This is a genomic window from Shewanella hafniensis (assembly GCF_019655335.1).
Lineage (GTDB): Bacteria > Pseudomonadota > Gammaproteobacteria > Enterobacterales > Shewanellaceae > Shewanella > Shewanella hafniensis.
Genome location: NZ_BPFD01000027.1, coordinates 17,384 through 31,055, shown reverse-complemented (window position 1 = coordinate 31,055; position 13,672 = coordinate 17,384). Strand labels below are relative to the sequence as shown.

Genomic DNA, 13,672 nt, shown 5'->3' with positions numbered 1-13,672 from the left:
TAACTATGAGTGACGAAAGCGAACTGAGCCCAAATACCAGCGAAAAAACCGTACCATCTGCGCCAAAAGCGGCAAGTAAGAAGGCGCCAGCTAAGCGTCAGGCCAAGCCTAAAGCCGCTGAACCCTGTGAGCCCTGCGATTCCTTGCCCGCGTCCTTTGAGCGCCATTTACGTTATGGACTCAGCCGTGGCGAAGGTGTGAGCTGCGAATTATTTCAAGCGCTGGCTTACAGCGTGAAAGAGCAGATGCTAGACAATTGGCGTCAAACCCGCATGGATGACAGCCATTTTAAGCGCAAGCAAGTGGCGTATTTATCCCTTGAGTTCTTGATGGGCAGGGCGCTGGGCAATGCCCTGCTGAGTTTAGATTTGCAACAAGATAGCCGTGATGCCTTGAGCAACTATGCGGTATCGCTAGAAGAGTTAGAAGAAGCCGAACATGATGCAGGTTTAGGTAACGGCGGCTTAGGCCGATTGGCGGCGTGTTTTCTCGATAGCTGCGCCAGCATGGACTTATCAGTGACAGGTTATGGCATACGTTACGAATATGGCATGTTCGCCCAGAAGATAGTCGACGGTTATCAGGTTGAACGCCCTGACCGTTGGCTGCGCGAAGGCAATCCGTGGGAGGTGCGCGTGCCCACCCACAACGTAATAGTGCCATTTTTTGGCCACACTGAATCCTATGTCGATAAACAGGGCCGCAGGCACATTATTTGGGTAGAAACCCAAGATGTGCTCGCCGTCGCCTATGACATGCCAGTTCCCGGATATCGCAATGGGCGAGTCAATACCCTGAGATTGTGGAAGGCTGAAGCGACCGATGATTTTGATTTAGCTGAATTTAATCAAGGCGACTACACAGAAGCCGTGGCCCGTAAAAACTTGGCCGAGCAGATCACTATGGTGCTCTATCCTAATGATGCGAGCGAGAACGGCAAAGAGCTGCGATTACGTCAGCAATACTTTTTATCCTCCGCTAGCTTGCAGGATTTACTCAAACGTTGGGTGAGTCGCCATGGCCATGATTTCACCCAGTTTGCCGCTAAAAATGTGATGCAGCTGAACGACACTCACCCCAGCATTGCCGTACCTGAGTTGATGCGGTTATTGATCGACGAATACAGTTTGGAATGGGACAGTGCATGGGCGATCACCAGCAAAACCATGGCGTACACTAACCATACCCTATTGCCTGAAGCACTAGAGCGTTGGCCCGTGCGTATGATGGCGCAGATGTTGCCACGTATTTTAGAAATCATTTATGAAATCAACGCCCGCTACTTAGATTTAGTCGCCCACCATTGGCCTGGAAATAGTGAAAAACTGGCGAGTATGTCAATTATTCAAGATGGCCCCGATCCCCATGTGCGCATGGCGTATCTGGCGATTGTGGCGAGTTTCTCGGTCAACGGTGTCGCGGGTTTACACACGCAACTACTCAAATCTGGGTTGTTTAAGGATTTCTATGAGTTGTGGCCGCACAAGTTTAATAACCGCACCAATGGCGTGACCCCAAGGCGTTGGCTCGCCCATTGTAACCCTGCTTTAGCTAAGTTGCTGACCGCCCATTTAGGTAAAGAGTGGGTGACAGACTTAAGCCAGTTAACGGCGCTCAATGCCCTTACGCAGGACACAGCGTTTATCCAAAAATGGCGTGATGTGAAGCAAGCCAACAAGGCTTTGCTGGCGAAGATGATTGCTAAGGAATGCGGCGTCGAGTTCGATCCATCTATGTTGTTTGATGTGCAAGTGAAGCGTATTCACGAATATAAACGTCAGTTACTCAATATCTTACATGTAGTCCATCTCTATCATCAGATCCAACAAGGCCACACAGAAAACATGGTGCCACGTTGTGTGTTGATCGGCGGTAAAGCGGCGCCCGGTTACTTTATGGCTAAGTTGATCATCAAGCTCGCCAGCAATGTCGCCCACATGGTCAATTCCGATCCTTTAGTCACGCCTTACCTACGTTTTGCTTTCTTACCCAATTACAACGTCAGCGCCATGGAAAAAATCTGCCCGGGAACGGATTTGTCCGAGCAGATATCGACCGCAGGTAAAGAAGCATCGGGCACGGGCAATATGAAGTTCATGATGAACGGCGCACTGACGATTGGCACTATGGATGGCGCCAATATCGAGATGTTAGAGGAAGTGGGTTCAGAGAACTTCTTCCTGTTTGGGCTCAATGCGGAGCAGGTTGCTGAGGTACGTAACCACTATCATCCGCGCAGCATTATTGACGATTCACCGGCGTTATCTGAGGTGATGAAGTTACTCAAGAGTGGTCATTTCAATCTGCTAGAACCGGGGATTTTCGATCCTATTATTGCCGCCATCGAAAGTAGCGACGATCAATGGATGACGGCCGCCGACTTTGACAGTTACCGAGTTGTGCAAGAAGCCGTAGCGCGGGCCTATAAAGATCCGCAGGTGTGGACGCAAATGAGTATTCGCAATACCGCTGCCAGCGGACGTTTTTCGAGTGATGTGACGATCGCGGGTTATCGCGATGAAATTTGGAAACTGTAAGGGCTGGGCTCTGGGTAATAAGCCTTGTTATAGCGGTTGAGTATAAGCGTTAAGTGTTTGAAAGGAATGCAGCAATCAATGGAAGGAATGGGGAATGCAAGTGAGAAATACTCAGGGGAATACGGCCGTTTCTGCCGTATCGAGAAGCCATTTATGGGCAATCAGTTTGCCGATTTCGGAGTAAGAGCCTATGTCTAATGTTCGTTATATCAGTAATTTAACTCGTGAAACCTATGCGTTGATTTTAGCTGGTGGGCGCGGGTCTCGCTTGCATGAACTCACGGATTGGCGTGCTAAACCGGCGCTGTATTTCGGTGGTAAGTTTCGTATTATCGATTTTCCGCTGTCTAACTGCATTAACTCGGGTATTCGCCGTGTGGGTGTGGTCACTCAGTACAAGTCGCATTCCTTGATCCGCCATGTGATGCGCGGTTGGGGCCATTTTAAAAAGGAGCTCGGCGAGTCGGTGGAGATTTTACCCGCCTCACAACGCTATTCGGAAAACTGGTATCAAGGCACGGCCGATGCGGTATTCCAAAACATCGACATCATTCGCCATGAACTGCCTAAATACGTAATGGTGTTGTCGGGCGATCACGTGTATCGCATGGATTATGCGGGGTTATTAGCCGCCCATGCCGAGTCGGGCGCAGATATGACAGTCTCATGCCTTGAGGTGCCGATTGCCGAAGCGGCGGGTTCGTTTGGAGTGATGGAAGTCGACGACGAGATGCGCATCTTAGGCTTTGAAGAAAAGCCGCTGCAGCCTAAACATTCTCCGGGCAATCCTGAAATGTGTTTAGCATCTATGGGCAACTATGTGTTTAACACTGAGTTTTTGTTTGACCAGCTCAAGAAAGATGCCTTAAACGAAAGCTCAGATCGGGATTTTGGTAAGGATATTATTCCTGCGATCATCGAAAAACATAATGTGTTCGCCTATCCCTTTAAGAGCGCTTTCCCGAACGAGCAAGCCTATTGGCGCGATGTGGGGACGCTAGACTCTTTCTGGCAAGCGAATATGGAACTGTTATCGCCTACGCCAGCACTGAATTTGTACGATGCGAAATGGCCAATTTGGACTTTCCAAGAACAATTACCACCCGCTAAATTTGTGTTTGATGACGATGACAGACGCGGTATGGCGCTGGACTCGATTGTTTCGGGCGGTTGTATTATTTCGGGGGCGACCGTGCGCCGTAGCGTATTGTTTAACGAAGTACGTGTCTGTTCTTATTCGTTGGTTGAAGATTCAGTTGTGCTACCCGATGTGGTCGTGCTGCGTCATTGCAAAATCAAGAATGCGATACTCGACCGTGGCTGCATTATTCCCGAAGGCATGGTGATAGGTTATAACCATGATCACGACCGAGCCAAAGGCTTTAGGGTGTCGGAAAAAGGCGTCACCTTAGTGACCCGTGACATGCTAGGTTTACCTGTGGGTTATGAATAGCAGTTGCAATTCATCCTTTGAGTCGAGAAGCATAACGAGTACAAACGGCTTAGAAACGGGCTTAAGTTCGGGCTTTAAGTACACAGCTAAGTGCTTAGATTAAGTACTTAGATTAAGCGCTTAGGTTTAGGCAGCTCAACAAGTCGCTAAAATGAAGTAGCGGGAGTATCCAATTAATTGAAACAACGCATTTTAATGGTCGCGGCTGAAAACGGTGCCCTTGCGGGCGCCAAGGTTGGCGGTATGGCGGATGTGATCCGTGATTTACCCGACGCTTTGGCGGGGGTGGATTTGTGCGCCGATGTGATTATGCCAAGCTATGGCTTTTTGACAGCGGTCGCAAATCAACCCCAAAATCTGGGAGAGTTAACTGTGGCCTTTGGTGGTCGATTAGAGCGGGTGCACGTGTTTGCCATGCCCCATCCCCATGTGCCAGAGGCGATGATTTATCTGCTCGAACATGCATTATGGCAATCCGTGCCTGGGCAGATTTACAGCCAAGGCAGCGCCGAGCGTCCTTTTGCCGACGATGCGACTAAGTTTGCTTTCCTTTGCGCGAGCGTCGCCACGGCATTAGTTACAGGCCGAGTGCCAATGCCCGCTGTGCTGCATTTACATGACTGGCATGCGGGCTGCTTAGCCATGCTAAGGGCGTTTGTGCCTGAGTTCAGTGTCCTCAAAGAAATTGAGTGTGTGTTCTCCATCCACAATCTTGCGCTGCAGGGGATACGTCCCCTAAGCCAAGACTCGTCATCGTTTGCGGCATGGTTTCCCGAGCTATTTGCCTCTTTAACACTGGGGCAAAAACAGCTGATCACCGATCCCCGTTATCCCCACTGTGTTAACCCAATGCGCATGGGCATAGTGCTGAGCGATAAAGTGCATTTAGTCTCCCCCAGTTACGCTAAAGAAGTGTTGCAGCCCTCCAAACCTGAAGCGGGATTCTTTGGTGGTGAAGGGCTAGAACATGACTTACAGCTCAAGGCTAATGACGGCAAAGTGGTGGGGATTTTAAATGGCTGTGTCTATTCGTCAGTATCGGATTTACCCGCTAAGCCACCTGCGCGTATTCAAGTACCCGAGTTCAAGCAATTGCTCAGTGCGATTGAAACTGCGTTAGTGCAATGGCAGGGGCATCAAACGCAAGTGAGTGGCGTGGACATGATTGCTTTTGCCCGCACCCAAGCCCATTGGCGTCAAGCAATGGCGGAGCAAGTACCGAATCTGTTATTGACTTCGGTGGGCCGTTTGACCGATCAAAAAGTCTTACTGCTGCGCCATCAATTGCCCTCGGGCTTATCTGTGCTTGAGACCTTACTTAACGCGTTGAAGCAGATAAAACCGACGGCGCTACTGATTTTACTCGGCAGTGGCGATGCATCGATTGCTAAGTCTTTCCAAGCGTTAGGGGCTAAATACGATAACCTATTATTTTTGCAAGGATACAACGAGGCGTTATCCGAAGTGCTGTATCAGCATGGCGATCTCTTCTTGATGCCAAGCTCCTTTGAGCCCTGTGGCATTAGTCAAATGCTTGCTATGCGCGCCGGACAGCCATGCTTAGTGCATAGTGTAGGCGGTTTAAAGGATACCGTTGAGGATGGCGTTAATGGTTTTGCTTTTAACGGCAATAGTTTAGACGAGCAAGCCGAAGCGTTTTTGCAAAGGTTGATGCAAGCCATTGCTTGTTTCGAGGGGAAAACATGGTCAAAGGTGCGTGCGGCGGCCATGGCGCAGCGTTTTGACTGGCATTCCATTGCTGAACAATATCGTCAACAACTCTATTGCAAAGTGTGATGCAGCAGATACAAAGTGTGATGTGGTAAAAGGAATTAACGCATGATTTCTAAGTGATTCTGCTACACTAGTGAGGGGAATGTTAAAATTGTATCAAGCCCCCTCATTTTTGGAGTCGCTCTCTGAGTCATGGATAAAGGTATTCTCTTTCCGTTAGTGCAAAATGCGGCTTTATTGCTGGCGTTGGTCTTTTTGTACGACGTGATTCCTAAAAAGCATCAGCGGCAGTATTTTTTACTGTGGCGCATCATTATTGGGATGCTCATCGGTGGTATTGGTATCACTATCATGAGCACGCCTTGGGTATATTTGCCTGGCGTTTTCTTTGATACCCGTTCGGTTATTCTCTGTATTTCTGGTCTATTTTTCGGTGGTTTACCGACCTTAGTTGCTGTCGTGATGACGGCGCTGTATCGCATCAGTATCGGTGGCGCTGGTATATGGATTGGCGTCGGCGTGATAGTGTCATCCGGTTTAATCGGGGTGATCTGGCGTCAATATCGTAAGTCTCTGTTAGCCAATATTTCAGGTAGAGAAATTTTTCTCTTTGCCTATACCGTTCATATCGTGATGTTGTTGTGGTTCTTATTTCTACCCGATGGCATAGCAATGCCATTACTCGCCAAAGTGACCCTCCCAGTATTGACCATTTTCCCGATTGCGACTTGGCTATTGAGCCGCTTGTTATCGCGACGTTTTGAATTAGAGCGTGATGAACAAATTCGTCTACAGGATGATTTTCTTTTTCGGAGCCAATTCAACGCGGGCAATATTGGTATTGCAATAACGGGAATAGATAAAAAGTGGATAAAGGTGAATCCACGGTTATGTCAAATGCTCAAATATTCAGAAGCTGAATTGCTACGAATGACGTGGACACAAATTACCCATCCCGATGATTTAGAAGCGGATGCACTGAAATTTGAGCTTATGCTGCGGGGGGATATCGATAATTACGAGATGGATAAACGCTTTATCGTTAAGGACGGCAGCGTGGTTTACACCCATATGACAGTCGCCTGTAAGCGCGGTGGCAATAATTCCGTGCAGTTGGTGATTGCCGGATTTATTGATATCACCTCACAGGCCATTGCTGACCAAGAGGTGCTCGCTAGCCGTGAACAACTCGAACTGGTGTTGAGTAGTAGCGATCTTGGGGTGTGGGATTGGGATATTCGTAATGATCGTATCGAACGTAACGCCCGCAGCGCCGATATTCTTGGCTGCGATGTTGATATGCTCAACGCTAATAGTCGCCAATGGATGGATGCGATAGTCGCCGAAGACAGGCCTAAAGTGCTGCATTCGATTGAGGCCCATATTCGTGGCGAAACGGCGCAACATAAGATGGAATATCGCCTAAATACACTCAATCGCAAAGTGCGCTGGATTTTAGACACAGGTAAAGTGGTGAGCCGCGACGCCAACGATAATGCCCTAAGGATGTGCGGAACCTATACCGATATTACCGACGCAAAACTTATCGAAGAATCCTTAAAGTTGTCGGCACTGGTTTACGATAACAGCTCTGAAGCCATGAGTGTCCTCGATGAAAAGGGCGTGATTATTACCGTCAATGCCGCCTTTAGTGTGATGACGGGTTATCGCGAATTTGAAGTGCGGGACCAACATATTCGGCTGCTTTATTGTGACCTCAATGGCCGCGATTTTTACACCAAAATGAATAATGATATCCGCGAGAAAGGCCAATGGCAGGGGGAAATGTGGCAGCGGCGCAAAAATGGCGAAGAATATGTCATCTGGTTAACCATCAATACCATTAATGACAAAGAAGGCCATCCCTATCGACGTGTTGCCCTGTTCTCAGACATTACCGATAAGAAGCAAAATGAGCATCTGATTTGGAAACAAGCCAACTACGATACGCTGACGGGGTTGCCCAATCGGCGCATGTTGTTGGAGTATTTAAGCAGCGAAGTGAAAAATGCCGACCGCAATCGCAACCACTTTGCTTTATTGTTCTTAGACTTAGATTTCTTTAAAGAAGTGAATGACACCTTAGGCCATGCCATGGGCGATTTACTGCTGATAGAAACCGCGAGTCGTTTGAAATCCTGTGTGCGTGATGCCGACGTCGTGGCGCGTCTTGGCGGCGATGAATTTACTGTGGTGTTAAGTTCGATGGAAGACCATAAGGGGATTGAGCGCGTCGCCGAGAATATTTTGCGACGAATTGCCGAACCCTATGTGTTAGGGGAAGAAACCGCTTATATCAGCGTCAGTATTGGGATTACTTTATATCCCGATGATTCGACCAGTATTGAAGGGCTTCTCAAGCATGCGGATCAGGCTATGTATGCGGCGAAAGATCAAGGGCGTAATCGCTTCAACTATTTCACTCCATCGATGCAGGAATACGCCAAATACCGCATGCGCTTGATCCAAGACTTACGTCAAGCGGTCGTGAATAAAGAATTTGAACTGCATTATCAGCCGATTGTTGCCTTAGCAACGGGTGAAGTGACCAAGGCTGAAGCCTTGATCCGCTGGCATCATGCAGAGCGTGGTGCTGTGTCGCCTGCTGAGTTTATTCCTGTGGCGGAAGACACTGGCTTGATTGTTGAAATCGGCAATTGGGTGTTCGAGCAAGCCGCTCGCCAGAGTGCGGCGTGGCGTCATGAATTAGGGGTTGAAATCCAAATCAGCGTCAATAAATCCCCAATCCAATTTCGTGATGAAGGCACGCTGCTCAATGATTGGTTGAAGTTATTGCAAGATCTTAATATTACAGGCGCGGGCGTGTGCGTTGAAATTACCGAAGGCCTGTTATTGGATGCCAGTATGGGCGTGACCGAAAAACTACTGGCCTACCGCGATGCGGGTGTGCAAGTGTCGCTGGACGATTTTGGTACTGGCTATTCGTCACTTGCCTATTTGAAAAAGTTTGATATCGATTATCTTAAAATTGATCAATCTTTTACCCGCCATATTGATACCGATTCAAACGATCAAATTCTCTGTGAGGCGATTATCGTGATGGCCCACAAGTTGGGAATGAAGGTGATTGCCGAAGGTGTCGAAACCGATGCGCAGTGCCAAGTGTTGTTGGCTGCTGGTTGTGACTACGGCCAAGGTTACTTGTTCTCAAGACCTGTGCCTGCGGGTGAATTTAGCCGAAAATACTTACAGGATCCGCTTTTAGTTTCCCTTGTCTAAGAGGAAATTGACCGCGGGATGATAATTGCCTATAAAAACGCCGCGGATTTTGCTAGACTCCGCGGCCCCGCGTTGGGGCATTGAGTATCACCTCGCATCAAAGTTTTACTACTTAGCTAAAGAGTCCCTATGAAATTTGAAACACTCGGTTTATCTTCTCCTATTTTGAATGCGATAACTGAGTGTGGCTATCAGCAACTCACTCAAGTGCAAGAGAAAGTGATCCCGCTTGCCTTTGAAGGCAAAGACATTATGGCCTGCGCCCAAACGGGTACAGGTAAGACGGCTTCCTTTGCTCTGCCTGTACTTGAAAAGCTGGCGGCTGAGTCTTTAACAAGCGACAGCAATGATAAACCGATTTTACGCGCGTTGGTTATGACGCCAACCCGCGAACTTGCGATTCAAGTCTGCGAAAATATCCAGAAATACAGCCAGTTTCTACCACTGAAAACCTTAGCGGTTTACGGCGGCGCCAACATGAATCCCCAGCGTAAAGGGGTAGAGCAGGGCGTTGATATTTTGGTGGCAACTCCTGGTCGTTTATTCGACATTATCGGCCAATTCCAGTTAGATTTGTCGAGCGTTACCACGTTAGTGATCGACGAAGCCGACCGTATGTTAGACATGGGTTTTGTGCGCGACATTGAAAAAGTGAAACGCTTAATTGCGCCGCAGCATCAAACCATGTTGTTTTCAGCGACCTATAGCGATGCCGTCAAACAACTCGCTGAGAAAATGCTGAATGAACCTCAGTGGGTGAATGTTGCTGACACGACTACCGCATCCACAGTTGTGCAAGAAGTCTATCGCGTTGATAAACGTCGCAAAGCCGAGCTGTTGTCTGAATTGGTTGGCCGCAACAATTGGCGCCAAGTGCTGGTGTTTGCCAGCACGAAAGAAAGCGCCGAGCATTTATTACAAGAATTAAAGCTGGATGGCATAGCCGCAGGTGTATTCCACGGCGATAAAACACAAGGCGCCCGTAATCGGGTGTTGGAAGAGTTTAAAGCCGGTAAATTGCGGGTGCTGGTGGCGACCGATGTGGCCGCTCGTGGTTTAGACATTCATGCCTTGCCTATGGTGATCAACCTTGAATTACCTTTCCTCGCCGAAGACTATATCCATCGTATTGGTCGTACTGGCCGTGCGGGATTAACGGGTCGCGCGATTTCGTTTGTTTCACCTTCTGACGATGAAATGCTCGCTGAAATTGAAGCCTTGATTGAGCAGAAACTGCCCGTGTCGGTACAACCGGGTTATGAAGAAGGCACGCCTTTGCCTGCCCGTTACCGTGATGCGCCCGCAGCACCGATTAAGCCTATTGGAAAGTGGAGCCATAAGGCGCCGCAGGATCGTACTATTGGTCAGTCTCGTCAGGGTAAGTACGCTAAAGGTAAAGTACAGGACAGCAAAGCAGGTGCAGATAAATCCTCTAGCCGTGCTAAGCCAGCTTCTGGCTCAGGTAAGCCGTTTAATGCGACTAAACCTAAGTCGAATTTGGTGAGCAATAAGTCAGGTTTTGGCTCTCGCACCAATAAGTCAAAATAGGCTAAGTCAAAATAAGTTAAGTCAAAATAAGCTAAGCACAACAATCAAGGCTAATAAGTGCAAAGTGCCTATTAGCTTAGCCGTCTAACGGTTACCTAGTTTGTTGATTTGACTGTTGAATAGTCAGTTGCATATTTTGCTGCATAGCCTGTCGCTATTCTAAAAGCGCATCCTCACCGATGCGCTTTTTGTTGAGCTTCGAAGCCAATACTTCTACACTCGAGCGCCAAGCTTTCTATTCGAGCGAGTTTCCTTATGATTATCAAAGCGATTCCCACCAATATCATTACAGGTTTTTTAGGTGTAGGTAAAACCTCTCTGATTAAGCAATTGCTGGCGACTAAACCCGCGGATGAAATTTGGGCAGTACTGGTCAATGAATTTGGTGAGGTCGGCATTGATGCGGGGTTACTGAACTCCTCCGATAACGGCATACAAATTCGTGAGGTTGCGGGTGGCTGTATGTGCTGCGCCGCGGGCGTACCGACACAAGTGGCCATCAATCAGTTGATTGCGAAAGCGAAACCTGACCGCTTATTGATTGAACCGACTGGGCTTGGGCATCCTAATGAAATCATTAAAGTATTGAGTGCGCCCCATTATCAGAATGTGATTTCACTGCGTAGCACCCTATGTTTGGTGGACGCGCGTAAGATCCACGATCCTCGCTATCGTGAACATGCAAATTTTATTCAACAGTTGCAAGTGGCCGATGTGATCATCGCAACTAAGTCTGACTTGTATGATGCTGAAAATACTAAGTTACTCTATGAATTGCAGACTTATTTAAGCCATATTGAACGTACTGATATTCCTTTAGTGAGTCACTCAAATCAACAGCCTTTACCTAGCGCTTTGCTGGACTATCTTAACCAACCAAGGCGCGTGTCACTCAATATAAATGGGCATGCTAGCGCGGGCCTAAAGCTGGGTAGTCTACCGACGACTGCCCCAAGCTTGTTTCGTGCTGGTGGTTCTCGCTTGAGTGAGTTGAGCCTCTTTGCCGAAGGTGCAATCGAAGCCGCACTTGATTTTGATGATCGCGGTATAGTGCGAAAGCAGAATCAAGGTGAAGGTTGTTTTAGCTGCGGCTGGGTGTTTGAACCGAGCCAAGAATTTGATTTTGATAAATTAATGGATTTTATTCAGCGGCAAGCTCAGTCATCCAACTTTGGGCAAGTGTTGCTTAGATTAAAGGCCGTGATGATCACTACTGATGGAATTGCGGGATTTAACTGGATTGACCATGAATTTACTGTAGTTGAACTCGATGACACCTTAGATTCCAGACTAGAAATGATTACCATGGACGAAGTCAATTGGGATGAGATTGAGCTGCAGTTGATTGCTTGTCTTAGCTAACAGAGTTCCCCATCACTCTTTATTACAGGTGTGAGCAAAGATAAGAGGGGCGGGTTTGGTGGGAACAGTAAGGCCGGATCAGTAAGGCAAGGTTACGCGGTATTTTTGGCCGAGTGTCGTGAGTGTGCCATTTTGGATCATCTCCTCGAAGAAGCTGTCAAAACGAGTTCTTAGCGGATCAAATTTAGCTTGTTTCGGAAAAGCCATAAAGCCGTCTCGCACATCGATTATCGGCATGATTGGCGTAATTGCTTTAGGGATTTTGATTTGGGCGAGCACTGCATTTGTATTGCGACTATTGGTGGCGAGTAGATCTAAATCACCCCGCGAAAGCCGTTCTATTCCGCTTTTAATATCGACAAATTCATTGATATTAAAAGATTTAGTTTGTTCATTAAACGTCGGGCCATAACTCCAGCCCTGCATTTTTCCAATCCGTTGCGTTTTAATACTGGCATAGTCGCCATTCCACACTATTTCATTGTCTGCCCGAGCATAAAACACCATATTATCGCGGTAAAAGGCTTTCGTCGCAAAAGCCAAGTTCGCTTCACGCTCTGGGGTATCGTAGGGACCAATAAGAATATCCGCTTGGCCACGTTCAACCATAGAGATAGCGCGGCGCCAAGGGGTAATTTGATAGTGAATGTTCACACTTTGCTGCTGGGCGAAGCGATTCAAAATATCGACACCTAAGCCGGTATATTCTCCATTGGCTTGTAGTTCAAAAATTTGACTGAAACTCGAACCCACTGCGAGCAGGTCTTTGGCCTGTGCAGTCAAGCAAAGGCTGCTGAGCGCCAAAAGGACGACTTGTGCAAAGCCTTTGCTGAGTATCATGGCATTCCTTGTGTGGTTTGAATGCGGGAGGTTAGAACACTGTCTCTCGTAAAAGCGGCGATATCGTTATGCAATTCACTAGGGTTAAGGTTAGCAAATTTTACTCAGATTTGATTGCACGTTAACATTTTAATGTTTTGAAATAAATGGAAGATTAATCGTAAGGGCATTAAGCCGTTGATCTTCAATCGATACATCATCCTATCCCTCAGCCTGCTTAGGTACGCTTAAAGGTTTCAGTTTGTATCGCTCGCGGATAAGGGGGAGAAATGTATTTTCGTTATGCGTTTAAATCAGTTAAGGCCGAATAAAGGGGATTGGGGTATGCTCTGCCATTCATTGATTTATACGCCAATGCTGGGCGGTTTATTTGAGCGGGATGTTATGAAGCTGCAGGAAATAGATAAAACCTTGTATCGTAAAAACATGAATTTATTCATTGTTATTCTAGTTGTTAGCTTAGTCGTGTTATCACTGATTTTTGGTACTGGACTCATTGCGCTGTTTGGTGCGACGCCTGTGCCGGGTGAGCCTACAGGTAATTTTCACTTGAATCTCTTAGGCGTGATTTTCAGTCTGGGTCTGTGTAGCGCAGTGATTTACAACTTGAAGGATAAATCCTTCTTCAGCGAAATTTATTATGTGTGGCAATTAAAGCAACTCCATAATCGTATCTATCGCAAGTTGATAAAGATTAAAGCCGCTGCGGCGCAAAATGACGTGAATGCTTTGATTATATTGCTGTTTTATTACACCAGTTTAAGGCAAGTGTATGTACTCGATGATAATACCCTGACCTTACCGGCACTGACTCAAGATCTCAATCGTTTGAATGCACAAATCGAAAGCCTAGGCTTATTGCTTTCGCCTGAACAATTTACGCCTGAGCTGCTGACGCGTCCTTTCTGATACTGATGAGGCAAGATGAGGATCGCTCCTCACCTTGCCATATCTAGCC

General features: G+C 47.5%; 8 protein-coding genes. 7 read left to right on the top strand and 1 reads right to left on the bottom strand.

Annotation, left to right across the window (positions count from 1 at the left end; all coding sequences use genetic code 11):
• The first annotated feature begins 5 nt into the window (after positions 1 to 5).
• The 6 genes from K5Q99_RS09885 to K5Q99_RS09860 all read left to right on the top strand — a co-directional run bounded on the left by K5Q99_RS09885 (position 6) and on the right by K5Q99_RS09860 (position 11,874).
• Positions 6 to 2,537 carry a glycogen/starch/alpha-glucan phosphorylase gene (locus tag K5Q99_RS09885; protein ID WP_220776755.1) on the top strand — a complete coding sequence of 844 codons (2,532 nt, stop codon included), beginning with the start codon at positions 6 to 8 and terminating at the stop codon, positions 2,535 to 2,537.
• 190 nt (positions 2,538 to 2,727) lie between these two features.
• Positions 2,728 to 3,990, top strand: a complete 1,263-nt coding sequence (gene glgC / locus K5Q99_RS09880; protein WP_006080859.1) for a glucose-1-phosphate adenylyltransferase — start codon at positions 2,728 to 2,730, stop codon at positions 3,988 to 3,990.
• A 177-nt stretch (positions 3,991 to 4,167) separates the two neighbouring features.
• Positions 4,168 to 5,787 (top strand): glycogen synthase, encoded by a 1,620-nt coding sequence (locus tag K5Q99_RS09875; protein WP_220776754.1) that lies wholly within the window; start codon positions 4,168 to 4,170, stop codon positions 5,785 to 5,787.
• A gap of 129 nt (positions 5,788 to 5,916) precedes the next feature.
• A complete protein-coding gene (locus K5Q99_RS09870) occupies positions 5,917 to 8,964 on the top strand; it encodes an EAL domain-containing protein (RefSeq protein WP_220776753.1) in 3,048 nt (1,015 codons plus the stop codon).
• Between the two features lie 129 nt (positions 8,965 to 9,093).
• Positions 9,094 to 10,512, top strand: coding sequence for a DEAD/DEAH box helicase (locus K5Q99_RS09865; RefSeq protein WP_219234089.1), 1,419 nt, complete (start codon positions 9,094 to 9,096; stop codon positions 10,510 to 10,512).
• Positions 10,513 to 10,767: 255 nt separating this feature from the next.
• On the top strand, positions 10,768 to 11,874 hold the full coding sequence (locus K5Q99_RS09860; protein WP_220776752.1) for a CobW family GTP-binding protein: 1,107 nt from the start codon (positions 10,768 to 10,770) through the stop codon (positions 11,872 to 11,874).
• Positions 11,875 to 11,952: 78 nt separating this feature from the next.
• Here K5Q99_RS09860 and K5Q99_RS09855 read toward each other — a convergent pair whose 3' ends face one another.
• Complete coding sequence (locus tag K5Q99_RS09855) at positions 11,953 to 12,714, bottom strand: substrate-binding periplasmic protein (RefSeq protein ID WP_220776751.1); 762 nt, start codon at positions 12,712 to 12,714, stop codon at positions 11,953 to 11,955.
• A 384-nt stretch (positions 12,715 to 13,098) separates the two neighbouring features.
• Between K5Q99_RS09855 and K5Q99_RS09850 the strand changes: the two genes are divergently transcribed.
• Positions 13,099 to 13,623 carry a DUF3087 domain-containing protein gene (locus K5Q99_RS09850; protein WP_219253093.1) on the top strand — a complete coding sequence of 175 codons (525 nt, stop codon included), beginning with the start codon at positions 13,099 to 13,101 and terminating at the stop codon, positions 13,621 to 13,623.
• Positions 13,624 to 13,672 lie beyond the last annotated feature (49 nt).